Genomic DNA, 26251 nt, shown 5'->3' with positions numbered 1-26251 from the left:
CCGGGATCAGCGTGGCGGCATGCGCAAGGCGCCGTCGAGGCGGATGGTCTCGCCGTTCAGCATGTCGTTCTCGCAGATATGGCGGACCAGGGACGCGAATTCGGCGGGTTGGCCGAGGCGCGACGGGAACGGGACCGAACTGCCCAACGAGTCCTGCACCGCGGCGGGCAGGCCTGCCATCATGGGCGTTGCGAACAGGCCGGGGGCGATCGTCATCACCCGGATGGCGGAGCGGGCGAGTTCGCGTGCGATCGGCAGGGTCATGCCGACGACGCCGGCCTTGGAGGCGGCATAGGCAGCCTGGCCGATCTGACCGTCGAACGCGGCGATCGAGGCGGTGTTGACGATCAGGCCGCGCGTGCCGGATTCATCCGGTGGATTGTCCGCCATGGCGGCGGCGGCGAGGCGGATCATGTTGAACGTGCCGATCAGATTGATCGTGACGGCGCGGGTGAAGCGCGCCAGATCGTGCGGGGCGTCGCGCCCCAGAACGCGTTCGCCGGGGGCGATGCCGGCGCAATTGACCAGGATGTCCAGCGCCCCGAACGCGGCGGTGGCTTCGGCGATTGCCGCCGCCGCCTCGTCCTCGCGCGCGACATCGGTGCGGTGAAACCGGGTGGCGGCGGCGAAGCGGGCGGCGGTGGCGCGGCCCTTGGCATCGTCGATATCGGCGATCAGAACGCGGGCGCCGGACTCGACCAGCATGGCGACGGTGGCTTCGCCGAGACCGGAGCCGCCGCCGGTGACCAGGGCGGTTTTGCCGGTGAGGTTCATGGGATGGCTCCGCTTGGCGCGGTGAGGATGGCTTCGTCGAATCGGATGCCCGTCGAAGTGCCGCTGACCTCGTCCGCGCGGAGCTGGACGCGGCGGATTTTGCCCGAGATGGTTTTGGGCAGATCATCGACGAACACCAGCGCGCGGATGCGTTTGAACGGCGCGACGCGGGATTGCAGATGCGCGAAGATCGAGCGGGCGGTGGCGGCATCGGCCGGGGCGCCGGCGATCAGCGAGACATAGGCAACGGGGACCGCGAGGCGGACGTCATCCGGCCGGGGCACGACCGCGGCTTCCGCGACGGCTGGGTGTTCGATCAGGACGCTTTCGAGTTCGAACGGGCTGATCCGGTAGTCCGATGATTTGAACACATCATCGGCGCGGCCGACGAAGGTGAGGTAGCCATCGGCATCGATGGTTGCGACATCGCCGGTGCGGTACCAGGGTTGGTCAGCACCGAACAGGCTGGTGGTTGCGGGATCGAGATAGCCGCGCATCAGGCCGAGCGGGCGGGATGGGGTGCAGACCAAGGTGACCTCGCCCTCGCCCACCACACCATCGGCACCGTCGTGCAAAGCGACACGATAGCCGGGCAGCGGGCGGCCCATGGCGCCGGGTTTGAGCAGCGCGCCGGGGGGATTGCCGATTTGGGCGGTGGTTTCGGTCTGGCCGTAGCCGTCGCGGATGGTGATGCCCCAGGCGGCGCGGATCTGTTCGATGATTTCGGGGTTGAGCGGTTCGCCGGCGCTGACGATTTCACGCAGCCGGTTGGAATGGGCGCGCAGATCGTGCTGGACCAGATGGCGCCAGACCGTGGGCGGGGCGCAGAGCGTGGTGACGGCGCAGCGCGCGATGGCGGCGAGCAGGGCGGGCGCATCGAATTTCGCCTGACGGACGATGCAGATGGTGGCACCGGCGCTCCAGGGCGCGAAGAAACTGCTCCACGCGTGTTTCGCCCAGCCGGGCGAGGAAATGTTCAAATGGATATCGCCGGGTTGCAGGCCGATCCAATACATCGTCGAGAGGCTGCCGACCGGGTAGGAATAATGCGAATGCAGAACGAGTTTCGGTTTGGCGGTGGTGCCTGAGGTGAAATAGAGCAGCAGCGGGTCATCGGCCTGGGTTGCGCCGGTGGGGGCGAGGCTGGTTGCGTGGGCCTGCGGTGCGTAGGGTGTCCAGCCGGGGCGGTCGTTGCCATCGACCACGATGTTGACGGTGTTCAAGCCCAGACCATCGTATTTTTCGACCTGATCGGGCGTGGTGACCACGAAGCGGCCGCCGCCGCGCGCGACGCGGTCGCGCAATTCCTCGGCGGTGAGCAGCATTGTGGCGGGGATGACGACGGCGCCGAGTTTCATGGCGGCGAGCATCAATTCCCAGAGTGGTGCGATGTTGCCGAGCAGCAGCAGGATGCGGTCGCCGCGCGCAACGCCGAGGCTGCGCAGGAAATTCGCGGCCTGGTTGGAGCGCGCCGCCATGGCGCTGAAGCTGACGCTGAGTTGCTCGCCGCTCGATGGATCGTCGATCAGCAGGGCGGGACGGTCGCGCAGCGCGGCGTCGGTCGCCAGCACGGCATCGAACCAGTCCAGCGCCCAGTTGAACGGCACGGGCGCGGGCGGTTGGAAGCCAGTGTAGGCGGTTTCGTAATCGGTGCGGTGCTCGAGCAGGAATTGCCTTGCGGCGGCAAAACCGGTCATGACGCGGACCGTTCCGCGATCATGCGGAAAATCGCGGAGAAATCATCCTGCGCGTGGCCGGCTTCGGCGAATGCCTGATACATGCGCGCGGCGTGGGCACCGAGTTCGGTCACCGCGCCGGATTGGGCGGCGGCGGTTTGCGACAATTGCAGGTCCTTCAGCATCAGGCCCGCGGAAAATCCCGGGCGGTAGCCGTGATTGGCCGGGCTGGCCGGCACCGGACCGGGCACCGGGCAATAGCTGGTGAGCGACCAGCACTGGCCCGATGCGGTGGATGCGACGTCGAACAGCGCCTGGCGGGCGAGGCCGAGGCGGTCGGCCAGGGCGAACGCCTCGCTGACAGCGATCATGGAAATGCCGAGGATCATGTTGTTGCAGATTTTCGCGGCCTGGCCGGCGCCGGCCGCACCGCAGTGAACGACGCGCGTGCCCATGACCGCGAGCAAGGGCTGCGCTGCGGCGAAGGCGGCTTGGGTGCCGCCGGCCATGAAGGTAAGGGTTCCCGCCACCGCGCCGCCGACGCCGCCGGAGACCGGTGCATCGATCGCGCACCGGCCGGATTGCTGCGCCATGGCGTGGGCGGCGCAGGCGGATTCGACATCGATGGTCGAACAATCGATCATCAGGCAGGTTTCAGGCGCTGTCTCGAGAATCCCGGACGGATCGTCGTAGAGCGCACGCACCGCGGCACCGGCGGGGAGCATGGTAATGACCGCATCGCAGCCGGCGGCGGTGGTGCGGAGATCGGGCATGATGCTCACACCTTGGGCTGCCGCGGTTGTGCAGGCGGCGGGCACCAGATCGTAGCCCTGGACACGATGGCCGGCGCGCACCAGATTTGCCGCCATCGGCCCGCCCATGTTGCCCAAGCCGATGAAGCCGATGATGGACATGATGTTCTCCCGTATTTTTGTTAGTCGAACTGCAGCTCCGCGGCACCGAGCGGCGCGAAATATTCATCGATCGTGGCGTCGTCGATGTCGTGGTCGGAGCGCGGCTGCCACTGCGGGTTGCGATCCTTGTCGACCACGGCGGCGCGGACGCCTTCGATGAAATCATGCGCGCGGGTGCAGCGCACCGCGAGGCGATATTCCTGTTGCAGGCAGGGTTCGAGCGCGCCGAACGCGCGGGCCTCGCGCAACGCACGCAGGGCGAGGCGAACCGCGGTTGGCGACTGGGCGGCGATGAGCGTGGCGGCTGCGGCGGGGCCGGCGGTGCCGAGGTGGTGGAGGATTTCGGTTATCGATTCATGTTGATAACACTTTTTTATCCAGGCGCGCTGGGCGAGCAGGGCGCTGGGCGCTGGAAGGGTGGCGTACCGTTGGATGATCGGGTCGAGTTCGGTGATCGTGTCGCTCGCGAAGATATCATGGCGCAGATCATCGAGGCGGGATGCGGGGATTTGATGATCGGCGAGGTCGATCGCCAATGCATCCGCTGGGCTGAGGCGCATTGCCGTCAGGGCGACATGGGTGCCGAGTTGATCGGGTACGCGGCCGAGCAGATGGGTGGCGCCGACATCCGGGATGAAGCCGATGCCGACTTCCGGCATGGCGAGCATGGTACGTTCGGTGACGATGCGGTGCGACCCGTGCGCCGACAGCCCGACGCCGCCGCCCATGGTGATGCCGTCCATCAGGGCGACATAGGGTTTGGGGAAATTCGCGATCCGCGCATTCAGCCGGTATTCACGGGCGAAAAAAATATCCGACGATGCGGCGTCGCCGCCGATGGCGGCCTGGTACAGCGCGCGAATGTCGCCGCCGGCGCAGAAGCCGCGCTCACCGGCGCCATCGATCAGCACGCCGATGATCGTGGCATCGCTACGCCAGGCGGCGAGCGCATCGTCGATCGCGCAGCACATTTCGTAGCTGAGCGCGTTGAGGGCGCGCGGGCGGTTGAGCGTGATGTGGCCCCACCGGCCTTCGGTGCGGATCAGAACGTCCGGCGCATCCATCATCGGTCCGCGATCAGGCCGCGCGCGACGATCAGGCGCATGATCTCGTTGGTGCCTTCCAGGATTTGATGCACGCGCAGATCGCGTACGATCTTTTCGATGCCGTAATCAGCCAGATAGCCGTAGCCGCCGTGCAGTTGCAGCGCCTGATTGGCAACATCAAAACCGGTGTCGGTCGCGACGCGCTTGGCCATGGCGCACAGCGACGTTGCGTTGGGCGCGCGGCGGTCGAGCGCTGCGGCGGCGTACCACAGGAAGACGCGCGCGGCTTCGAGTTCGGTTGCCATGTCCGCGAGGCGGAACTGCAGCGCCTGGAATTCATCGAGCCGTTTGCCGAAGGCGGTGCGTTGTTTCATGTAGGCAATGGTTGCCTCCAGCGCCTTCTGGGCACCGCCGAGCGAACAGGCGCCGATGTTCAGCCGCCCGCCATCGAGACCGCTCATGGCGATGCGGAACCCCTCGCCCACCCCGCCGAGCCGGTTGGCGGCCGGCACGCGCACCGCATCGAGCACCACCTGGCGGGTTGGCTGGGCGTTCCAGCCCATTTTGCGCTCGTTGGCACCGAACGACAGGCCGGCGGCATCGCGCGGCACGATGAAGCACGAAACGCCGCCGGCGCCGCTGCCGCCGGTGCGCGCCATGATCAGATAGAGATCGGTCTCGCCGGCGCCCGAGATGAATTGCTTGGTACCGTCGAGCACATACTCATCGCCGTCGGGCTGCGCCCGCGTGGTGAGTGCCGCCGCATCGGAGCCGGAGGCGGGCTCGGTCAAGCAATAGCTCGCGAGCGTTTTCATGCTGACCAGATCGGGCAGGAAGCGGTCGCGCTGGGATTGATCGCCGTAGCGGTCGATCATCCAGGCGACCATGTTATGGATCGAGATATAGGCGGCGATGGCCGGGCAGCCGGTGGCCAGCGCCTCGAAAATCAACGCGGCGTCGAGCCGGGTCAGGCCGCTGCCGCCGCTGGCTTCGCGCACATAGATGCCGCCCATGCCGAGCGATGCGGTTTCACGGATGACGTCGAGCGGGAAGATTTTCCGCTCATCCCAATCGAGCGCGTGCGGTGCGAGCCGGGCATCCGCGAAAGCGCGAGCCATCTCGGCGATCGCGCGCTGTGCCTCGGACAATTCAAATGGGCTGGTCGGGTCAATCTCCGTCACGGCGTCCATGATGCTGTCCTTGTTCAGGCCTGCGGCATTCCTTGCGGCACGATTGTCTTGACGATCGTGGCGTCCAGCGCCTCGAAACCGGCGTAGTCGATCGTTTCGTAAAGCTCGGCGCGGGTCTGCATCGCTTCGACGCAGTTCTGCGCGCCGTCGTCCTGCTTGATCGCGTCGTAGAGTCTGCCGACCGCCTTGGCCGAGACGCGCAGGGAGGTGACCGGCCACATCACCATGCGAAACCCCATCGCCTCGAATTCGGCGGCGGTGAAGAACGGGGTGTGGCCGAATTCGGTCATGTTGGCGAGCAGCGGCACGCCGGGCATGCGGCGGGCGAATTCGCGGAACATCTCGGCGCTGTGCAGGGCTTCGGGAAAGATCGCATCGGCGCCGGCTTCGACATAGAGCTTCGCGCGTGCCACCGCGCCGTCGATCCCTTCGCTCGCCGCGGCATCGGTGCGGGCGATGACGTAGAGGTGGCGGCGGGCGTGGGCGGCGGCGGCGACCTTGGCTGCCATGTCATGCGGGGTCGCGAGTTTTTTATCGTTCAGATGACCGCATTTTTTCGGCAGCAACTGGTCTTCGATATGCACGGCAGCGGCACCCGCATCCTCGAAGCTGCGCACCATGTGCATCACGTTGAGCGCCTCGCCATAGCCGGTGTCGCCATCGACCAGGACCGGCAGGCCCGATGCGCGCGCCGCCTGGCGGACGAAGAAACACACTTCATCGACGGTGATGATGCCGAGATCGGGCAGGCCCATCGAGGCAGTCATCGCCGCACCGGAGAGATAGCACGCTTCGAACCCGGCGCGCATCGCCTGGCGCGCGGCGAGGCCGTTGTGCGCGCCGGGGATGCGCAGAATGCCGGGACGGTCGAGCAAGGCGCGAAACCGCTCGCCCGCCGGGCGGTGGGGCAGATCGTCGGCCCGTAAATAGGTCATGCTGCCCTCCTCAATGCCGTTGATCGATCGGAACGAATTGCAGATCTTCCGGGCCGGTGTAGTTGGCCGAGGGCCGGATGATCTTGTTGTCGATCCGCTGTTCGATCACGTGCGCGCTCCAACCCGATGTGCGGGAGATGACGAACAGCGGCGTGAACATGGCGGTCGGCACGCCCATCATGTGGTAGGACACAGCGCTGAACCAATCGAGATTGGGAAACATTTTCTTGGCGTCGTGCATCACGCTTTCGATGCGCTCGGCGATCGAAAACATGCGGGGTGCGCCGGCGTGTTCGGAGAGCGTGCGGGCGACGCGCTTGATCACCTCGTTGCGCGGGTCGGACACGGTGTAGACCGGATGACCGAAGCCGATCACCACCTCGCGCGCTTCGACGCGGCGGCGGATATCGGCTTCCGCCTGATCGGGCGTTGCATAGCGTTTCTGGATGTCGAACGCCGCTTCATTGGCACCGCCGTGCTTGGGGCCGCGCAGGGCGCCGATGCCGGCGGTGATTGCGGAATACATATCCGACCCGGTGCCGGCGACGACGCGTGCCGCGAAGGTCGAGGCATTGAACTCGTGTTCGGCATAGAGGATCAGCGAGGTGTGCATCGCGCGCACCCAGAGTTCGTCCGGCGCCTTGCCGTGCAGCAGATGCAGGAAATGGCCGCCGATCGAGATGTCATCCGTTTCGACATCGATCCGCTTTCCGTTGGTCGCGTAGTGATACCAATAGAGCAGCATCGAGCCGAGCGAGGCCATCAACCGGTCCGCGATGTCGCGCGCGCCGGCCGGGTTGTGGTCATGCGCTTCGGGCAGCACGCAGCCGAGGGCGGAGACCGCGCTGCGCATCACATCCATCGGGTGGGCGGCGGCGGGTATCGCCTCGAGCACGCGGCGCACCGCGGCCGGAATGCCGCGCAACTGCACGAGCTTCGCCTGATAGGCCCGCGATTCCGCCTGGTTGGGCAGCGTGCCGTGGACCAGCAGATGGGCGATTTCCTCGAAGGTGCAGCTCTCCGCCACATCGAGAATATCATAGCCGCGATAATGCAGATCATTGCCGGTGCGCCCGACGCTGCACAACGCCGTGTTGCCGGCGGCCACCCCTGACAGGGCGACCGATTTTTTCGGCTTTGGCAAAACCGCCTCGTTCATTGCATCATCCTTTCAGTCACCTGATGGAGCGGGGTGCGGCGCTCAGAAAATGCCTGGCTTGCTTTCGAGCAAGGCCCCGCCGGGCACGGCCACGTTCAAACGATCGAGCTCGCCCGCGGGGAGTTTCGGCAAGTCCTGCACCGCATCGAGAAACCGCGCGGATTCGCGGGGCGAAATGACGCCCGATGTCAGCATCTCGAATTTATTGATGTAATCCGGCCGGCCGAACGGCCGGGCGCCGAGCGAATGGGCGTTGGCCACGGCCATTTCATCGATCAGCGTCTTGCCGTTCTTGAACTGGATTTCGATTCGCCCGCCGAACGCCTTTTCGCTGGGGTCGGCCGTGTGATACCTTCGCGTCCATTCCTTGTCTTCGCGGGTTTCGATCTTGTGCCACAGGGCCACCGTATCGGCCCGCTGGGCGCGCTGCGGCGCGTAGCTGTCGACATGGCTCCAGCTGCCATCCTGCAACGCCACCGCAACGATATACATGATCGAATGATCGAGCGTTTCGCGCGAGGCTTTCGGGTCCATTTTCTGCGGATCGTTCGCACCCGTGCCGATCACGTAATGGGTGTGATGCGAGGTGTGGATGATGATTTTTTTGATCGCGTTGAAATCCTCGATGCTTTCACGCATCCGGAACGCGAGGTCGATCAGCGCCTGGCTCTGATATTCCGCTGAGTGCTCCTTGGTGTAGCTGTCCATGATGGCGCGTTTGGGCTCGCCTTTATCGGGCAGCGGCACGTGATACACCGCGTTCTTGCCGCCGAGCATCCAGGCGATCACGCTGTCTTCGCCTTCATACACCGGGCTCGGCGCGCCTTCGCCGCGCATCGCGCGATCGACCGCCTCGATCGCGAGCTTGCCGGCATGGGCGGGGGCGAACGCTTTCCAGGAGCTGATTTCGCCCTTGCGCGACTGGCGGGTGGTGAAGCTGACATGCACCGCCTGCTGCACCGCCTGAAAGATCACCTCCTGCTTCAGGCCGAGCAGCGCGCCGATGCCGGCCGCCTGGGCCGGTGCCAGATGCGCGATATGGTCTTTTTTCCATTCATGCAGGCAAATCGCCTTGACCAGATCGATCTGGATTTCATAGCCGGTGGCGATGCCGCGGATCAGGTCGCGCCCGGTGCGCTCCATCGCCTGCGCGACCGCGAGGATCGGCGGAATGTTATCGCCGGGATGCGAATAATCGGCGGCGAGAAACGTGTCGTGATAATCGAGTTCGCGCACCGCGGTGCCGTTGGCCCAGGCGGCCCATTCGGGGCTGACCGTCTTGCGGCCGGGCAGGCCGAACAGCGTCGCACCGCCGCGCTTGGTGTGGCCGAGCGCCATGCCGCGTGCCGAGACCACCGGGCCGCGATTGATCGAGGCGATCGCGACCGCGGCATTGTCGATGATGCGGTTGATGATCATGGCGGTGACGTCTTTTTCCACCGCCACCTTGTCCGCCGCGACGCCGGCGATTTTCCACGCCAGTTGATCGTCACGCTTGAGCAGCGATTTCGAAGGATGGACGCGGACCTCATGCAGCTTCATGGACATTGATTACTTTCGTCTTGGTATCGTTTACACTATATGCTTATGCTCTGAATGCGCCCCAACCGGCCACAAACGCAACCCCCGGTCACGAACCCGAGGGTTGCACGCCGGTCAGACGCTGGCCGGCGTGATCATCGCGGTGGCTTTGGTCCGCATCACTTTCTTGTCGAGCTTACCGACCGAGGTTTTATCGAGCGCATCGACCACGATGATGCGGTCCGGCACGGCGAAGCGGGAAATGGCCCCTGCATCGGCATGCGCCCGCACATGCGCACGCACCGCCTCCTCATCGACCAGCCGATCGGGCTTGGCGACCACGAAGGCGACCGGGCGTTCGCCCCAGCGATCATCGGCGATGCCGACGACCGCGACCTCGGAAATCGCGGGATGGGTCAGCACGATATCCTCGAGCCCGATCGAGGAGATCCATTCACCGCCGGTTTTGATGACATCCTTGACCCGATCGACGATGCGCAGAAACCCATCGCGATCGATGGTGCCGATATCGCCGGTATGCAGCCAGCCGCCACGCCAGAGCGCGGCCGAGGCCTCGGCATTGCCGGCGTAACCCGGCGTCAGGCAGGGCGACCGGGCGACCACCTCACCGACCGAGGCGCCATCGTGCGGCACATCGTTCATCGCTTCATCCACCACCCGCACCTCGCACAGCACGCCAGGCATGCCGGCCGACAGGCGCATGCGGATTTCGGCCTCGGGGCGATCGGCTTCGGTATCGAGAATATCGCCGCGCAGTTGCGTCATCGTCATGATCGGGCAGGTTTCCGACATGCCGTAGGCGGCATAGATATCGACGCCGCGCGCAAGTGCCGCCTCGCACAGCGCGCGCGGCAAGGCGGAGCCCCCGATGATCACGCGCCAGCCGGTGAGATCGATATCCTTCGCCGCCGGCGCATTCAGGATCATGTGCATGATGGTCGGCACGCAATGCGACACGGTGACATGTTCGGTGCGCAACAGATGGCATACCACATCGGGCAGGAACCGCCCGATATAGACCTGCTGCATGCCCATCATGGTCGCGACATAGGGAAACCCCCAGGCGTGGACATGAAACATCGGGGTGAGCGGCATATAGACGTCTTCGCGCGAAATCCGCCCGTTCAGCCCGGCCATCATCAGCGTCGACATCAGCGCCAGCGTGTGCAGCACCAGTTGACGGTGGCTGAACATCACGCCCTTGGGCAGGCCGGTGGTGCCGGTGGTGTAGAAGGTGGTGGCCTGGGTGTTTTCATCGAAATCGGGGAAGTCCCGATGGGCCGGCACCGAAGCGAGCAGGGTTTCGTAATCGCCCGCGCTGCCGGCCACCGCGGGCGGCGCTGCGGCATCGCTCATCACCACGACTTCGCGCAAGTTCGGCAATCGATCGCGGATCGCATCGAGCACGGGCAGGAAATCGACGTTGACCAAAAGAATTTCGGCGCCGGAATGATCGATCGTGTAGGCGATCTGGTCGGGGCTGAGCCGGATGTTGACCATCATCAGCACCGATCCCAGCATCGGCACCGCAAAATAGGATTCGAGATAGCGGTGACTGTCCCAATCCATCACGGCAACGCGGCTGCCCATGCCGGCCCCCAGCGCCGCCAGCGCGCCGCCGAGCCGGTGCACCCGCTCGACGAACTGCGGATAGCTGAAGCGCAGGTCGCCGCGATACACGATCTGCCGCCGGCTGGCCTGCGCGATCGGCATTTTCAGGATCTGTTTGATCAACAACTGATACTGAAACGGCGCTTGGGCGGCACTCATGATTCGTTTCCTCCGAATGGGCGCCCCGGTTCACGCCAGGACTTGAACGCTATAGGATAGGAGCGTATCGCGCCCGTCAATATGCGTCCCAAGAGGGGGGCGGAAAACCAGCCGAGGAAACGAAATGACCGCACTGAAATCCCTGTTCGACCTGACCGGCAAACGCGCCCTGATCACCGGCGGCTCCCGCGGGCTGGGGCTGCAGATCGCCGAGGCGCTGGGCGAATACGGCGCCACAATCGCGATTTCCGCCCGCAAGGCCGATGAGTTGGACGAGGCGGTGCGCCACCTGGCGAGCAAAGGCATCGCCGCGACCGCGCATATCGTCGATCTCGGCAAGCCAGAAGGGCCGAAAGCGCTGGCCGATGCCGTGCTCGCCTTGCACAGCGAGGTCGATATCCTGGTCAACAACGCCGGCGCCACCTGGGGCGCGCCCGCCGCCGATGTCACGCCGGAAGCCTGGGCGCGGGTGATGAACCTCAACGTCAATAATCTGTTCTTCCTGACCCAGGAGATCGCCCGCCGCTCGATGATCCCCCGCCGCGCCGGCAAAATCCTCAACATCGCCTCGATCGCCGGGCTGCGCGGGCACCACCCGGATATTACCGGCACCATCCCCTACAACACATCGAAAGGCGCGGTGGTGAACCTGACCCGCGCGCTCGCGGCCGAATGGGGGCCGCACAACATTACGGTCAACGCCATCGCCCCCGGGTTCTTCCCCTCGAAAATGACCAAAGGCATTCTCGGCCAGTTCGAAACACAGGTGCTGCACCACACGCCGCTCGGCAAACTCGGCAATAACGACGACATGAAAGGCGCCGCCCTGCTGTTCTGCTCGGCAGCCTCCGGCCACATTACCGGCCAGATCCTCGCCATCGACGGCGGTACAATGGTGGTGTGACGCACGGGCGCGGGGCGTGGGGCGTAAGCAAGGCGGGGGGCTTTCCCTCAGCGCCCCACCAGAGCCCTACAGTGCCTCGGCCAGCCGGACGTATTCGGCGGGGGTGAGGGTTTCGGCGCGGCGTTCGGGGTCGATGCCGACGCGGTTGAGCAGATTGGCGCCGCCCAAGGATTTCAGGGAGCCGCGCAGCATTTTGCGTCGTTGGCCGAAGGCGGCGGCGGTGACGGTGCCGACGCGGGTGAGAAGTGCTGGTGTCGGCTGGGTGGGGTGCGGGATCAGGCGGACCACGGCCGATTCTACTTTCGGCGGCGGCGAAAATGCTGCGGCGGGCACGGACATGGCGATGCTGCCATCGACCGTGAGTGCCGCGAGAACCGCGAGGCGGCCGTAGTGTGGCGTACCGGGTGCGGCGATAATGCGTTCCGCCACCTCGTGCTGGAACATCAGGACCATCGCCTGAAAATCCGCCGCCTGATGCAGCCAGCGGACCAGCATGGCGGTGCCGGCGTTATAGGGCAGGTTGGCGATGATGATCCGTGGCGCGTCGGTGATCGCGCGCAGGTCGATCGCGAGGGCGTCGCCGGCGACCACGTGCAATCGTCCGCCCGCCACGGCCAATAATTCGGATGTCGCGGCAATTGCGCGCGGATCGATCTCGATGGCGGTGATATGCGCGGCTTTGGTGTCGAGTATGGCGCGCGTCAAGCCGCCCGGCCCCGGCCCCACCTCGATCACGTTGACGCCAGCGAGCGGCCCGGCGACCCGGACGATGCGGGCCAGCAAATTGCCATCGAGCAGAAAATGCTGCCCGAGCGATTTGCGGGTCGCCAGACCATGCCGCGCGATCACATCGCGCAGCGGGTCCAGTGCCATGGTGTCAGCTCGCCTGATCGCGCTCGATCACGGCGTTGCGATGCAGCGCGTCCATCAATTGTTGCGATTCGAGCGCAACGCGGCGCTGCACCAGGATGTTGGCGATCGCGGGAATTGACGGCAATCCGGTTGTGCTCGTCGCGCGCTTGCACACCATCACCATCGCGACGCCGTGCTGGGAGACCAGCGGCTGGCTGATCTGCCCGATCGGCAAGCTGGACAGCAGGGATTGGAATGCCGCCGGCTGCACGGTCGCGAGGTTGACCGGACCGGGATCGGCCTTGCGAACGTTCCCGACCGCCGCATTGGCCGCCGAAACCGCATCACAATCGTGCAACCCGCCGCGTAGCGCGTTGGCATGGGTCAACACCGCCAACTGGGCCGGACTGGGCTGACCACCCTGGAACGGGCTCGGGAACGGTAGAAACACCTGGCGGATGTTCAGGATGGTTTCCTTCACCTCGCCGAATTTGCGCGTGCCGAGCAGGTTGACGATTTCGAAACCACCGGCCACCCGCACCGGATCGCTGATCGCACCCGCGGGCATCCGCTGCACGATGGCGCGCACCGCCGGGTCGAGCAGGTCGGGCTCGACCCAGCCGCGGTCACCCCCGGTCAGCGCGCTCTGGCTCTGGCTGAACTGCGCGGCGACCACTGGGAACGGCGCGCCGTTGCGCAACTGCTTGATCACGGTCTGGGCGAACAGTTTCGCGTTGCCTTCGTCCGACGGCCGTTCGATCGGGATGAAAATCTCGGCGATATGATATTGCGTCTCGCCGAGTTCGCGTTTCATCGCGCGCTGTTCGGCGAGCACGTCTTCCTTGGTCGGCCGCAGATCGGGGCCGAGTTTCTTTTTCAACACATCGGTCCAGCCGAGTTCAGTGCGAAACTGACCGACCAGGGTGGAGTACGGCACACCGGATGCTTCGAGCTTTTTCTGCAACCCGTCGGGCGGCAGGCCGTTTGCCTTGTCGATCCGCGCCAGCGCCGCTGCGATATCCGCCTGCGACACGACGATCTTGTTCTGCTCGATCGCCTGCAGCTGCAACGCCTGGTCGATCAATTCGCTGGTAATCTGTGGTTTCAGATGCTCGAGCGTCTGCGATGTCGGTGGCAGCCCGGCCGAGAGGGCAAACAACCGTGCCCGCGCATCGACATCCTGGTTGGTGATGACCGTGCCGTTCACCACCACCGCAATCCGCGCATCCTGCGCGCGCGCGATCCCGGGCGACGCCACAACCATAGCCCCGAGGCCGAGCAGAAAACCATAAGGTCGCAAAGATTTCATAGGGCACTGAATCCGATGTTGCCGAGCGTTTTGAGCGTGATGTTGATCAGCAGCGTGGTGGTGCCGTGATCGTAGTTGAAGGAGGTGAACGAGCGGTAGAAGCTGACGTTCACCGCCGTGCATTCGTTCTGCCAGGTGGCGGCAAGGGCCGCGTTGTCGAACTTGCCGGTGGCGATGTTGCGCTGGGTGGCACCCGAGAAGGTCCAATGCGGGATCAGCGAGGTCGCAGCCCCGAGCGTGATTTCACGCTGCGGCACGAAATACGACGCCGGTGGCGCCCCCGCCTGGGTGAACAGGTAATACGGATTGGTGGCGCTGTAAAAATACCCACCGCTGAGCCGCAGCGCCTTGTTGCCCACGGTGGCATAGGCGTCGATCATTCGCGCGCCCAGATCCTGATGCGACAGGCGCGTCCGATACGTAAAACTGAGCCACGACACCGGTGCGAGCGTCGCCCGCCCGACGATGTCGGACACGTTGTCGTTCAGGCCGCTATCGACCGGATACACCAGCGATTTGTGAAACGCGTAGGACTGACCGATCAAACCGGTCGCATAGGCGCCGTTCGGCAGATACCACGCCCCCTGCAACGCATAATCGACGCGCGACCCACCGGCAAAGCGGTCGATCCCACCGAAGCGTTGCAGGCTGAACAGATTGGCGTCGCTGAACTGGAAATCGAGACTGTCTTCGTTCGGGATCAGCTGATTCTGCGTCACGCCGTAATTCGGTGCCACCTCGAGCTGCACGCGCGGCTCGATGATCTGTTCGCCCCAATCGCCTGCGCTGCGTTCCAGCGGCCAGCGCGCCGAAATCGCGCCGATCGGAATGGCGCGCGCGGTCTCGGCCGAGCCGACATTCGAATAATTCGGCTGTTCGTTGAGCTTGGAGGAATCGTAACCCGCCGCGATCAACCGCACCCGGCTGTCGAACAAAATCCCATCCGGCCCGGTCGCCGGCAGATCGTAGTTCGACACCACAGCCACCCTGCGGCTGCTGGTCCCGACCTGGCGCGCGATATTATAGGCGCTGGCATCCATCGAGAACCGCCCGCCCCATTGATCCGGCGCGCCGAAATAATCATAGCGCGCATAGGGCGCGACGATCGGCACATTGCTCTGGGTGACGGTCGCGACCAGGCCTTGATAGGTGTCCGCGCTGATCTTCGCATAGGAACCGACGCCGAACCCTTCGAGATAGGCGTTCGAGGCCAGGAAATTCTGGTTCGGCAGATATCGGAAATCGTTCAGATATTGCGTGCTCGATGTGTGGTTGTAGGAAAACCCGGCCCGCCAGGTGTTGTTCAGATCAAACACGCCGTTGGAAAAAATTGCATCCGACAGGCCGGAGTTCTGCGCGTAGCGATCATGCCCGGCCGAGATGTTCACCGTCAGCTTGCCGTTGTTCAGCGCCTGGCGGTACTTCACATCCAACACCGGGCCGGCCTTGGTCGCGATGATCGGCACGATGGTCGCGTCCTGCGACTTGCTGATGTCCCAGAAATACGGGATCGCGAAAAACGTGCCGATGTGGGTCGATGAGCCGAACGAGGGGATCAGCAGGCCGCTCTGGCGCCGCACCGAGGGGTCGGGCTGCGAAATATAGGGCAGATAGAACACCGGAAATCCATAAATCTCCAGTTCGGCGTCGTGATATTCGATGACCTTGTGCTGCAGATCCTCGACCGCGCTGCGCGCCTTGATCTGCCACAGGGGTGCCGCGGTCGGGTCGTGCTTGCACAGATCGCAGGTGGAATACACCGGCTTGGACAATTCATTGAGCACGCCGCCGTAGCGCCGGGCGCCGTTGGCAACGATGCGGCCGTTCTCGGCGAGCATGGTCGCGACATCGCTCATCACCGCGTTCTTCATGCCGTTCGACAGATCGGCCCGTTTGGCGAAGGCGATTTCGCCCGAAGGCTCCATCATCACCACATGCCCGATCGCGGTGGCGGTATTGTGATTGCGATCGATCACCACCTTGTCCGCATAGAGCACATGGCCGTTCTGCCACGCCTGGACATCGCCGGTCGCGGTGACGATGCCGGTCTGGCGATCGTAGGAGACCTGATCGGCCAGAAACGTGACCGGCGCGGTCTTGGAAATCGGCCGCTCCGGCCCGGCGATCAACCCGGCCATCTGTGCCCGTGCCTGCGGCGCACCGGCGAGGCTGGCAATCGCCAGACCGAGCCCGACGATATGGCATTGCCGGTGACGGCGGTGATGGGCACCCTTCATGGCTCAGCCATCCTCCAGATGCAGCAGTAACGCAAGCGCGAGCATCAGCCCGGCCGCCGCCGGTGCCCAGGCCGCCAATATCACCGGCAGCGCGCCGGATTTGCCGAACTGCTCGGCCACATCCGACAGCATGAACAAAATAAACCCGAACACCAGCCCCGCACCCAGCATCTGCCCCGCTCCGCCGCGCCGCGCCGGGCGCATCGAAAACCCGGCCGCGACCAGCGCCATCGTCGCACACAGCAACGGCAGCGCCAGCAGGCTCTGAAACGCGAGTTCATGGCGCGTCGGCGAAAACCCGGATCGCTCGAGCAAAGTAATGAATCGCGGCAGCGCCCAGAACGACAGCGCGCTGGGGCTCGCAAAACTCTCCTGCACGCGCCCGACCGTCAGATCGGTCGGAAACCGCATCGTCGCCCTCAAATCCGGCGCAGCATCGGCCTTGAGCACCGCGACGTGATCGAGTGTCCAGCCGCCGGGCCGCAGCACGCCGCTCCGCGCCTCGATCCGGTCGTGCAGGCTGGTATGCCGATCGAGCCGCAGCACGGTGACATGCCCGGTCGTCAGTTCCTTGCCCTTCAGATGCACATCCCGCGCGTGCAGAATAGCAACGCCGCCCGCCCCGCTCGCCGGATCGGCCTGGCGCAGCCACAGCTGCCCGCCGGTCAGTGACAACGGGCCCGAGCCGACCTGCAGATACATCGAATACAGCGTCTCCGCCCGCGCAAACATCACGGCCGAAAGCGGGCTGACCATGGTGGTGGTCACCGCGCCGACCAGCGCGGCACAGATCACCGGCATCGCCAGAAACTGCCACGCCGAAACCCCGCTCGCGCGCGCCACTACCAGCTCCGAACTCCGGGTCAGCCGCCAGAAGGCGAAAATCCCGCCCAGCAGCACCGCAAACGGCAAAATCTGCATCCCCAGCCAAGGCACCCGCAGAATCTCCATCGCCAGCACCCGGCCGAAGGTGGCGTGCGGCTTGTCGGATGCCTGGCGCAGCAGATCGAGAAAATCAAACAGCGACCCGATCGCCGTCAACCCCGCCTGCATGCCCAGTACCGCGAACAAAAAGCGCCGCCCGACATAGAGCGACAGCGTGATCGGGATCGACAGCACCCGCGGCCGCCTCATGCCGGCTGGGCCCGCGTGTAGCGCTCGCCGCGCAGCAGCAGCACGGTGCCCACCACAGCGGGGCCGGCCGCGACCACGAAGATCAGCGGGATCAAGCCATTCTGTCGCGCCGCCAGACTATCGACGCCAATGCCCAGCGCCACCAGCGCCATCACACCAAGCACCGCACCGGCCAGCGCAATGATGCCCGATTGCCGACGGAACGGGCTGCGCAGCACCGCGAGCAGCGCGATCAACGTGTACGACATGACCGCAAACGGAGTCACCAGCCGGCGCCACGCCTCGGCATGCCATTTCAGCCGTGTCGCCGGGGGGATCTGCGCGGGGTTCGGGTGAAACAACTGCCAGATCGTCGCCTCCGAGGTTTTCGGCGCCGATTTGTCGGTCTCGGTGCTCGACTGCGCCAGATCGATCAGATTGCGCTGAAAGCTCAGCACGTTGAGCCGGCCGGTCTTGGGGTCGATCTGCTCGCGCGACCCATCGCGCAACAGCACCTCCGGCCCGTTCGGCCCGGCGACCAGCCGCCCCGTCCGTGCCAGAATCGTCGCGGGTTCCCCCTTCTGCCGGGAATCCTCGATCAAAATGCCATGCAGCACCGAATGCTTGTCCCGGCTTTGAATATACACGGTGATATGGCCGGGAATCGGCGTGAACACGCCCGGCTCCAGCAGAAACGCCGCCACCTTGTTGCGGATCTGGAATTCGAACTTGCTGAAATCATGCAGGCTCGCCGGCACCAGCCACACGTTGAGCACAAAGCACACCACCATCGCCAGCGCGGCCATCGCAAGCGCCGGGCGCGCGATCGAACCATCCGACATCCCGCTCGCCCGCATCACCACCAACTCGCGATCGGTCGTAAGCCGGGTATAGACAAACATTGTCACAATAAAGACAGTGATCGGCAGGATCACCGCGACAAAACTGGGCAGGAGCAACCCGGTCAGATGCACGAACACGAAGGGCGACAGCCCACGCTGGATGATCAATTGAATGAACCGTAGCGACTGGGTCAGCCAGATCAGCGCCACGAGGCCAATCGTCGTCACCGCCAGCCCCAGGGCAAGCTGGCCGAACACATAGCGGTCGAGCCGGGATATGGTGAAGGGCGAGCGCATGCCGGTCTTTTGCATGCCGGTCTTTTGGCGGCGGGCCACGCGGATGGCAAGGCTCCCCGCTCACGCGGGCGCGCCAGCCTCATCAGCCAGCGGCGCCGCGCTCAGGATCGCATCGAGGTTGCGCCGCGCGATGTCCAGCACGCTCGCATCACCGCTCACCATCAGCGCCGCGATGGTGCCGTCGATCAGCAACAAAAGCTGCCGCGCGAGCGTCGCCGGCTCGCCATACCCGGCGTCTGCTCCGATCAGGGTAAACCGCGCCAGAATCTCACGATGATGCGCCGCCGCCATCTCGCGCAGCCAGACCTCGTTCTTGCGATGCTCCGAGACCGCGTTCATGAACGCGCAGCCATAGAATTTACCGCCACTGAACCAGTCGCCGAGCGCCGGCACGATCGCGCGCAGCCGTGCCGCCGGCACCGTCCCCGCCTCATCGAGCCGGTCGAAAAACCGCTGGCGCCAGTCCTCGCCCTCCTCGGTCAGCACCGCGCGCAGCAAGGCGTCCTTCGAGCCATAGCGGGCATACAGCGTCATTTTCGACGCGCCGGCCTCCGCCAGAATCCGGTCGATCCCGGTCGCATGGATCCCGTCCCGGCAGAACAACTCGCGCGCGACGTCCAGAATACGCGTCTGCGGCGATGCCGGACTACCTTCTGCCGCCTTCAACAGCATAGCCGCCTTCGCTTTGCCCATAAAATCGTCAACTCTCCAGGCATCTGATTAAAATATAACACAACCACCACGCCAGATTGCCCTTGAGGCGGATAGCGAGTCGCAGTCTACACAAATTCTGCCAGAAAATCCCCGGTTAATTGAATTCGAAAAATCCAGCCCCAAACCACCCTCCAACCGCACACCAACCTCCCGAATCACTGGATAAAACAAGGCGCTGGACCCGACATGCGCAGCCACAAGACGCACCACTGCTCACTGACAGCCTAACACACCATCACTCGCCGCACCCGGCGGCGCGGTTATGGCACGGGGTTTGCAACAGACATCCGGTAAGCAAGACAGACCGTTCTGTCTTGCTCCTCTCCGAACCGGACCAGCCCGAAAAGGATCCACGATGAGCCAGTCAGCCACCGCACCAACCGCCATGATCTCCTGCCTCCAACCGATCGATCGCACCGGCCTCGAAGCCCTGATCGAAAAGGGCAAGGCCGACCCCACCGCGATCAAAACGCTGAAATGCAAAACGATCGCCGAAGGCCGCTTCCGCCACCTGAACATGATCCGCAACCTCCCGCCCTACATCGTCGACGAGCCCCCCGGATTGCTGGGTGACGACACCGCACCCAACCCCTCCGAAGCCTCGCTCGCCGCCCTCGGCTCCTGCCTCGCCGTCGGCATCCACGCCAACGCCGTCGCACAAAATCTCACGATTCAGTCGCTCGAACTCGAACTCGAGGCGGACATCAACATCACCGCCGTCTGGGGCACCGGCGACACATCGCCCAAGCCGGTCGGCTTCGATGCCGTCCGCGTCAAGGTCAACCTGATCGCCGACGCCCCGCAGGACCAGATCGACGCGCTGATCGCCCACGCCACCAAATGGTCTCCGGTCGCCAACACCTTCACCAAACCCGTCGCCCTCGACGTGAAGGCGGCCTGACATGGATGGCGGCATCGGACTGATCAGCCGGCATGGCTCGCTCACCAGCACCGAAGCGCGCGACGCCGTCGCGGCTGAAACCGCGGCGCTGGCCGGGCTCGCCGCCACCATCGACCAGGACGGCATCTACCCAGGCGCGCAGCTGCGCGGCCTGGGCGATGCCGGCACCTACGGCCTCCACCTCGCCGCCCACAGCAAACTCGGCCGCCCCTCGCTGATAGACGCGATCGAGGCGATGGCCGTGGTCTCCGCCACCTGCATGTCGAGCGGTTTCTGCGTCTGGTGCCAGGATTCCGCCGGCTGGTATCTCGAACAGACCGAAAACGCTGCCCTGCGCGCGAAATTGCAGCCCGACATCGCCGCCGGCACAGTGATGGCCGGCACCGGCCTGTCCAACGCGATGAAGGCGCTGTCCGGCACCGAAGAGTTCCGCCTGCGCGGCAAACGCGTCGCCGGCGGCTACCTCGTCTCCGGCATCCTGCCCTGGGTCTCCAACCTCGGCGACGGCCATTGGTTCGGCACCATGTTCGAAAACGCCGACGATGCCAGCCACCGCGCCATGGCGATGGTGCAGATCGGTCAGGACGGCGTCTCGATCAAGCAGAACGCGCATTTCGTCGCCCTCGAAGGCACCGGCACCTACGCCGTGCTATTCCGCCGCGCCTTCATCGCCGATGACCAATTGCTCGCCGATCCGCTCGGCGCCATGGTCGCCCGCATCCGCCCGGGCTTCGTCATGCTGCAAACCGGCATGGGACTCGGCGTGATCGATGCCGCGATCGACCTGATGCACGAAGCCAACCGCACCCAGGCGCATTGCAACACCCACCAGCGATTCGGCGCGGGCGAAGCGACCGACAAGGTCAGCGCCATCCGTGAACGCCTCGCAACCCTCGCCGCCACGCCGCTGGAACGCGACCGCGACTATATCCGGTCCGTGCTGCAAGTGCGCGTCGATGTTTCGGAACTCAGCCTCGAAGCCACCCAATCCGCCATGCTGCATTGGGGCGCCTGCGGCTACATCCACGGCTCACCGGTCGATCGGCGCATCCGCGAGGCCTGGTTCGTCGCGATCATCACCCCCTCGATCCGCCAGTTGCGGCGCGAAATCGCGGCACTTTCGGCCTCATGAGCGCCATCGCCACCATCATCATCGTCGATCAGTCCGGCGCCGAACACCGGATCACGGCAAAACAGGGTGAAACCGTGATGCAGATCGGCCGCGCCGCCGGGCTGCCGATCATCGGCGAATGTAACGGCTCGATGGCCTGCGCCACCTGCCACGTCATCGTCGCCCCCGCCTGGGCCGACCGCCTGCCACCGATCGGCGAGGACGAGGACGCAACGCTCGACACTCTGTTCAATCTCTCCCCCACATCCCGCCTCGGCTGCCAGATCGAGATCACCGCGGCGCTGGATGGGCTGGAACTAAGCCTACCCAAACGCTGATCTGCCGCACCCCAACCCCCCAGGAGGCCAGACCATGACCGTGCTCATCTCCCCCGCCGAACTCGATACCGCCATGTCATCCGGCATGTCATCCGGCGGCATCGTCGTGATCGATACCCGCAACCCCGCCGCCTATGCCGAAGGGCACATCCCCGGCGCGGTCAATCTGCACGACATCTTCACCTATCTCGCCACCTCGACCCCCGAAGGCATGGCGGAACTGCGCAGCAAATTCGCCGATGCGTTCGGCGCCCTCGGCCTGTCCGGCAGCGAGACCGCCGTGCTCTACGAAGGTTCGATGAACTCCGGCTTCGGCCAATCCTGCCGCGGCTTTTTCCTGTTGCAATACCTCGGCTACAAACACGCCAAAATCCTCCACGGCGGCCTCGCCGCCTGGACCGCGGCCGGCATGCCGATCAGCACCGAAGCCGCCACACCGACCGCCGCCACCTTCCCGATGACCGACGCCGGCAAGGACCTGATCCTGACCAAGGACGATGTTCTTGCCGCCCTCGATGACAAATCGATCGTCCTGCTCGACGTGCGCGATGTCGATGAATGGGTCGGCGAAAGCTCCTCGCCCTACGGCCCGGATTTCTGCCCCCGCAAAGGCCGCCTGCCCGGTGCGCGCTGGATCGAATGGTACCGCATGATGAAACCGACCGCCGCCGGCCCGATGCTGAAATCCAAAAACGAAATCCTCGCCGAATGCGCAACCGTCGGCGTCACCCCGGCCTCGAAAGTCTATATCTACTGCTTCAAGGGTGCCCGCGCCTCGAACAGCTACGTCGCCCTCGCCGAAGCCGGCATCACCAACACCGCGATCTATTTCGGCTCCTGGAACGAATGGAGCCGCGATCCGTCGCTACCGATCGAGGAAGGCCTGCCGTTCGGCACGGCGGAATTGGCGGTTGCCGCTGAGTAAGATAAAAAAGGGTTCTTTTTTGTAAAAAAGAACCAAAAAACTTTTGTTCGCTGGGCCTGGGGCGCACAATCCGAGCGGCCCAGGCCCAGAGTCAAAAAAGTTTTTGCTTCTTTTTTCAAAAAGAAGCGCTTCCTTAACTTAACAGGAACAACAATGAACGACGAAAAAACGGCTCTCGGCCAGAAAATCCTCAAGATCAAGAAAACCAAAAACCTCACCTGGACCGAAATCGCCGCGAAGCTCGGCCACGCCCCGGTCTGGGTCTGCGCCGCCTGCATGGGCCAGATGTCCATGACTCCGGAAACCGCCGAAAAAACCGCCGCCCTGTTCGGCCTCGACGATGAAGAGGCCGCCCTGCTCGCCCAGGCGCCTTATCGCGGCTCCCTGCCCACCGCTGTCCCCACCGACCCGCTGATCTACCGCTTCTACGAGCTCGTCTCGGTCTACGGCACGACCTGGAAGGAAATGATCCACGAAGAGTTCGGCGACGGCATCATGAGCGCGATCGATTTCGACATGACGATGGAGCGCCAGCCCGACCAGAAGGGCGACCGGGTCAAACTCACCATGAGCGGCAAGTTCCTACCCTACAAACGCTATTGATGACCGCCGCAACCATCCTGATCGAACGGCGATCCGCACGGGTGATTCCGCCATAGTCAACAAGGCCAGGGGTTCTGCCCCTTGGCCTTCTTTACTCCGCAGGGCTCAGGCGCCCTGGCGCGTCGCGACCACCAGTTGATTGCCATCCGGATCGCGGAACCGCACGTCGCGCACGCCCCAGGGCTGATCGGCCGGTGGCCGGCTTGTTGTTACGCCGTGCGCGGTGGCGTCGCGATACCAGGCGTCGACGTCCGCGACGTCGAGATGCGCGTTGCCGGCGACGGCGCCGTCTCCCTCATGGGCTGACAGGCGGATCGCGAGGCCTTCTTTCGAGACTTGCATGAACACCGGATAGTGGGGCGCGAAGCGGTGCTCCCAGTCCAGCGTGAAGCCGAGCGAGTCGAGATAGAATTGGCGGGCTTTCGCTTCATCGGTGATGCGCAGGGTGGGGAAGACGCGTTGTTGGTTGCTCACGGGGAATCTTTCACCAGTTCGACCCAGCTTTGCGGCACGATTGCCTCTCCGGGGCGGGCCCAATCGTAACTCAGCCGGGCTGTGGTTTCGCTCGAGAACGCCAGGTGCACGATTTCGCGGAACGATTGCGGATCGGCCAGATTGCCGTGGTGCAGGACCAGATCGTGATCGGCGGATTGCGCAAGCTGGAAATGTTGGAGGCCCGGGATATTGTTGCTGATGTGGACGATTTCGATCTCGTCGCCCTGGTTGCGGCCGAGGCAGGCGATTTCGGTGTGCAGCAATTCGCCATCAGTGGCGGTTGCGGTGAACCGGTAGCTCAGATTGGCCGGGTTCAGCGGCGGATCGATGATCAGAACACCGGTGAACGCCCGCGTGTCGTGCGCGACGCCGGGACCGGAATAGCGCCCGGCGCGGGATGCCAGAAAGCCGATCGGGTCTTTCATGGTCGCACGCTGCCAAACCGCCGGCATCGCGGCAACTCAAATCGTCGTTGGTGGCGATCGTTTCCTAAAATTGTCGTTCGAGGCCCTGACGGATCGCGCCGACCCGCCGTGTCAGTCGCGGATGGCTGCGAAAAATCTCGGAAATGAAGCCGAATATCGAGGGTACCATCGCTTCCTGGGCGATGAAGGCGTCGCAATTCATCTGATTGTTCAGCCGTTTGCAGCCGCAGCCGAGCATTTGCAGGGCGGTGCGCGATGCTTCGAAATCCTGCGACAGGTGGGCGCCTATGCTGTCGCAGGTATATTCGCGCGCCCGCGAATAGGCCGGCCCAAGAAACGGCACGAAATGGCCCGGAAGTTTCAGAATATACTGCATCGGGTTGAGGTGCCCGGCGGCATGGTGGCCCAGTTCATGGCCGATCACGAATTTCACCTGCTCGTCGGTCTCGATTTCGACCAGAGCTGAGGTCAAAAAAACGTAGCGCCGGCCGAACAAGCGCCTTGCCATCGCATTGACCAGACCATGCGAATTGTAGAGGAATGTCGTTGGCGTCTGCGCGAGGCCGAGGCTGCGCGCGCCCTCGGCCACCATATTATAGAGGGTCGGGCATTGCTCGGTCCCAAGCATGATCATGTTGCCGAACGCCCTGGCGCGATACCAGGCGCCGGCGGCCATCACGACCAGGACGATGACGATGATTTCCAATATATCGATGATAGCATTGAACGGTTTCAAAAACAGCGACGCAATTATGATGAAAAAAAACAGCGTCCACAGCACGATGCCGGCGGTCAGGATCATGGCGCTGTAAATGCGCTCCTTCGGATGCCGCAGACGGTTGACGATCTCAGACATTAAAAAACCTCCCGTGTATCGTTTGAACTAGCGGGAATTGTAACGGGTCTGCAAGGCGTAATCGCCGGATTGGCAACGATCGGTGTGAAGGTTTCACGAATTATCATGGCGCGGGCGGGCCCATCGGTGCGCTGGCCAGATACGCCGGGATGTGTTGGCGCAGTTGGAAGAACCCTTTGGTGGCGTGGGGCCAGAAATGGCGATCCCAGGCGCGCGGCACCGCGCGGGGTGGCGTTGGCAGAACCGCGAGCGCATCGGCGACCGGGCCGACCGGTGCGTAGGGTGTGATCACCGGCAGATCGTGCTCGGACGACCAGGCGGTGATAGCGGCACTGTCGTCCAGCCGCACCGCCGCGACGCCGAACCGGCGCTCGGCGCGGCACAGCGCGTCCTCGACCGCGCCATGGGCGAATGCGGCAACCGGCGGGGCGACGCCACGTGTCGCGCGCGGCGCCGGCATGGCGAGACCGGCCACTGCGCGCACGGTGCATCCGGCGAGATCGAGGCTGCCGGGGTCGCAATCATCGTCGTGGAGCAGCAGCGCGACATCGCCGTTGATCGGCTTGTCGAACACCGGGGGCACCGGTCGTGGGGGCGGGATCTCTTCGGTCAGCGACTCGGCGGTTTCGTCGAGTTGGCCACGTGGATCGAACCTGGCGTTGGTGTAGCGCGCGATGTTTTCGGCCCGGGCGAGGTAGTGTTTGCCCGGCGTGTGCAGGCCGGCGACCCAGCGCCACGACAGCGTGTTCGACGCGACATCGCCATCGTGGAGATGGCGCAGAAAGAAATCAGCCCCGAGCTCCCACGGCAGGCGCAGCGTGAAGATCCAGATCGAGGCGAACCACATCCGCGCGTGGTTGTGCAGATAGCCATGGGCCACCAGTTCCTGTGCCCAGGCATCGAAACAATCGATACCGGTCTGCCCCGCGCAGGCATCGTGAAATTCCCGGCGCAGGCCGCCGGACGTGGCCAGCCGGTTTTCGCCGCGGCGCACACCGGCGCGATAATTGGCCCAGACCGCGGGGCGATGCTCCAGCCAGCCTTTCCAATAGCTGCGCCAGCAAACCTCCTCGATGAATTTCATCGCCGCCTCGCCGTGGGCGGCGAAGACCGCCTGCGTCACCTCGGCTTCGGTGATCAGGCGGTGGCGCAGATAGGGCGAGAGGTGGGAAACCGCGCTGTGCCGGCCGGGTCCGGGGTCGGTATTGCGTCCCTCGGCATAGGCGCGGCCGGCGTGGGGCAGAAACTCAGCGAGACGGGCGAGGCCGGCGTTGCGCGTCGGGGTGAATAATTCCATGCGCGCGACATGGCCCGCTTGTCGCG

General features: G+C 64.5%; 25 protein-coding genes. 6 read left to right on the top strand and 19 right to left on the bottom strand.

The annotated features are described in order from the left end of the window. Nucleotides 1-6: 6 nt before the first annotated feature. The 9 genes from BW994_RS01375 to BW994_RS01335 all read right to left on the bottom strand — a co-directional run bounded on the left by BW994_RS01375 (nt 7) and on the right by BW994_RS01335 (nt 11006). Nucleotides 7-774, bottom strand: a complete 768-nt coding sequence (locus BW994_RS01375) for an SDR family NAD(P)-dependent oxidoreductase (protein WP_029312899.1) — start codon at nt 772-774, stop codon at nt 7-9. Beyond that, nucleotides 771-2471 carry an AMP-binding protein gene (locus tag BW994_RS01370; protein WP_051657498.1) on the bottom strand — a complete coding sequence of 567 codons (1701 nt, stop codon included), beginning with the start codon at nt 2469-2471 and terminating at the stop codon, nt 771-773. Before BW994_RS01370 ends, BW994_RS01375 begins: the two co-directional genes overlap by 4 nt. Further along, nucleotides 2468-3364, bottom strand: a complete 897-nt coding sequence (gene mmsB / locus BW994_RS01365) for a 3-hydroxyisobutyrate dehydrogenase (protein WP_029312901.1) — start codon at nt 3362-3364, stop codon at nt 2468-2470. The genes BW994_RS01370 and mmsB overlap by 4 nt, the downstream gene beginning before the upstream one ends. 20 nt (nt 3365-3384) lie before the next feature. Then, complete coding sequence (locus BW994_RS01360; protein WP_029312902.1) at nt 3385-4431, bottom strand: enoyl-CoA hydratase/isomerase family protein; 1047 nt, start codon at nt 4429-4431, stop codon at nt 3385-3387. After that, nucleotides 4428-5600: an acyl-CoA dehydrogenase family protein gene (locus tag BW994_RS01355; RefSeq protein ID WP_029312903.1), complete on the bottom strand. Its 1173-nt coding sequence runs from the start codon at nt 5598-5600 to the stop codon at nt 4428-4430. Before BW994_RS01355 ends, BW994_RS01360 begins: the two co-directional genes overlap by 4 nt. A 14-nt stretch (nt 5601-5614) precedes the next feature. Continuing rightward, nucleotides 5615-6535: a methylisocitrate lyase gene (prpB, locus tag BW994_RS01350; protein ID WP_029312904.1), complete on the bottom strand. Its 921-nt coding sequence runs from the start codon at nt 6533-6535 to the stop codon at nt 5615-5617. A 10-nt stretch (nt 6536-6545) separates the two neighbouring features. Beyond that, on the bottom strand, nt 6546-7694 hold the full coding sequence (gene prpC, locus BW994_RS01345) for a bifunctional 2-methylcitrate synthase/citrate synthase (RefSeq protein ID WP_029312905.1): 1149 nt from the start codon (nt 7692-7694) through the stop codon (nt 6546-6548). A gap of 42 nt (nt 7695-7736) precedes the next feature. Then, entirely contained in the window at nt 7737-9236 is a 1500-nt protein-coding gene (locus BW994_RS01340) for an MmgE/PrpD family protein (RefSeq protein WP_029312906.1), read from the bottom strand. A gap of 114 nt (nt 9237-9350) precedes the next feature. Further along, nucleotides 9351-11006, bottom strand: coding sequence for a fatty acid--CoA ligase (locus BW994_RS01335; RefSeq protein WP_076454304.1), 1656 nt, complete (start codon nt 11004-11006; stop codon nt 9351-9353). Between the two features lie 124 nt (nt 11007-11130). On the opposite strand from BW994_RS01335, the gene BW994_RS01330 reads away from it, so the two are divergent. Next, entirely contained in the window at nt 11131-11910 is a 780-nt protein-coding gene (locus BW994_RS01330; RefSeq protein WP_029312689.1) for an SDR family oxidoreductase, read from the top strand. 66 nt (nt 11911-11976) lie between these two features. Here BW994_RS01330 and rsmA read toward each other — a convergent pair whose 3' ends face one another. Genes rsmA through BW994_RS01300 form a run of 6 tightly spaced genes read right to left on the bottom strand, consistent with a single transcriptional unit; the run spans nt 11977 to nt 19226 of the window. Beyond that, nucleotides 11977-12783: a 16S rRNA (adenine(1518)-N(6)/adenine(1519)-N(6))-dimethyltransferase RsmA gene (gene rsmA / locus BW994_RS01325; RefSeq protein ID WP_029312690.1), complete on the bottom strand. Its 807-nt coding sequence runs from the start codon at nt 12781-12783 to the stop codon at nt 11977-11979. A 4-nt stretch (nt 12784-12787) separates the two neighbouring features. Beyond that, on the bottom strand, nt 12788-14071 hold the full coding sequence (locus tag BW994_RS01320) for a peptidylprolyl isomerase (protein WP_029312691.1): 1284 nt from the start codon (nt 14069-14071) through the stop codon (nt 12788-12790). Beyond that, complete coding sequence (locus tag BW994_RS01315) at nt 14068-16308, bottom strand: LPS-assembly protein LptD (protein ID WP_029312692.1); 2241 nt, start codon at nt 16306-16308, stop codon at nt 14068-14070. Before BW994_RS01315 ends, BW994_RS01320 begins: the two co-directional genes overlap by 4 nt. A gap of 3 nt (nt 16309-16311) precedes the next feature. After that, the gene (lptG, locus tag BW994_RS01310; protein ID WP_035229504.1) at nt 16312-17442 is read right to left on the bottom strand and encodes an LPS export ABC transporter permease LptG; all 1131 of its coding nucleotides are present in this window, start codon (nt 17440-17442) and stop codon (nt 16312-16314) included. Further along, complete coding sequence (gene lptF / locus BW994_RS01305; RefSeq protein WP_245801488.1) at nt 17439-18575, bottom strand: LPS export ABC transporter permease LptF; 1137 nt, start codon at nt 18573-18575, stop codon at nt 17439-17441. Before lptF ends, lptG begins: the two co-directional genes overlap by 4 nt. Before the next feature lie 45 nt (nt 18576-18620). Next, nucleotides 18621-19226, bottom strand: a complete 606-nt coding sequence (locus BW994_RS01300) for a TetR/AcrR family transcriptional regulator (RefSeq protein WP_162176809.1) — start codon at nt 19224-19226, stop codon at nt 18621-18623. 403 nt (nt 19227-19629) lie between these two features. Between BW994_RS01300 and BW994_RS01295 the strand changes: the two genes are divergently transcribed. The 5 genes from BW994_RS01295 to cynS all read left to right on the top strand — a co-directional run bounded on the left by BW994_RS01295 (nt 19630) and on the right by cynS (nt 23152). Next, nucleotides 19630-20175, top strand: coding sequence for an OsmC family protein (locus BW994_RS01295; RefSeq protein WP_029312696.1), 546 nt, complete (start codon nt 19630-19632; stop codon nt 20173-20175). Between the two features lies 1 nt (nt 20176). Further along, nucleotides 20177-21307: an acyl-CoA dehydrogenase family protein gene (locus BW994_RS01290; RefSeq protein ID WP_051657462.1), complete on the top strand. Its 1131-nt coding sequence runs from the start codon at nt 20177-20179 to the stop codon at nt 21305-21307. Then, entirely contained in the window at nt 21304-21624 is a 321-nt protein-coding gene (locus BW994_RS01285; protein WP_029312698.1) for a 2Fe-2S iron-sulfur cluster-binding protein, read from the top strand. The genes BW994_RS01290 and BW994_RS01285 overlap by 4 nt, the downstream gene beginning before the upstream one ends. Nucleotides 21625-21658: 34 nt before the next feature. After that, nucleotides 21659-22549, top strand: a complete 891-nt coding sequence (locus BW994_RS01280) for a sulfurtransferase (RefSeq protein ID WP_076454302.1) — start codon at nt 21659-21661, stop codon at nt 22547-22549. A gap of 153 nt (nt 22550-22702) precedes the next feature. Further along, on the top strand, nt 22703-23152 hold the full coding sequence (cynS, locus tag BW994_RS01275; RefSeq protein ID WP_029312700.1) for a cyanase: 450 nt from the start codon (nt 22703-22705) through the stop codon (nt 23150-23152). Between the two features lie 105 nt (nt 23153-23257). Here cynS and BW994_RS01270 read toward each other — a convergent pair whose 3' ends face one another. The 4 genes from BW994_RS01270 to BW994_RS01255 form a co-directional block, all read right to left on the bottom strand. After that, nucleotides 23258-23626 carry a glyoxalase superfamily protein gene (locus tag BW994_RS01270; protein WP_051657463.1) on the bottom strand — a complete coding sequence of 123 codons (369 nt, stop codon included), beginning with the start codon at nt 23624-23626 and terminating at the stop codon, nt 23258-23260. Next, on the bottom strand, nt 23623-24072 hold the full coding sequence (locus BW994_RS01265; protein WP_156038150.1) for a hypothetical protein: 450 nt from the start codon (nt 24070-24072) through the stop codon (nt 23623-23625). Before BW994_RS01265 ends, BW994_RS01270 begins: the two co-directional genes overlap by 4 nt. A gap of 64 nt (nt 24073-24136) precedes the next feature. Continuing rightward, complete coding sequence (locus tag BW994_RS01260; RefSeq protein ID WP_029312703.1) at nt 24137-24928, bottom strand: M48 family metallopeptidase; 792 nt, start codon at nt 24926-24928, stop codon at nt 24137-24139. 103 nt (nt 24929-25031) lie between these two features. Beyond that, nucleotides 25032-26225 (bottom strand): FAD-binding domain-containing protein, encoded by a 1194-nt coding sequence (locus BW994_RS01255; protein WP_029312704.1) that lies wholly within the window; start codon nt 26223-26225, stop codon nt 25032-25034. Nucleotides 26226-26251 lie beyond the last annotated feature (26 nt).

The sequence above is a fragment of the Acidiphilium rubrum genome (assembly GCF_900156265.1).
GTDB classification, from domain to species: domain Bacteria; phylum Pseudomonadota; class Alphaproteobacteria; order Acetobacterales; family Acetobacteraceae; genus Acidiphilium; species Acidiphilium rubrum.
The sequence above is the reverse complement of the archived record's forward strand: the minus strand, read 5'-3'. Positions and strand labels throughout refer to the sequence as shown.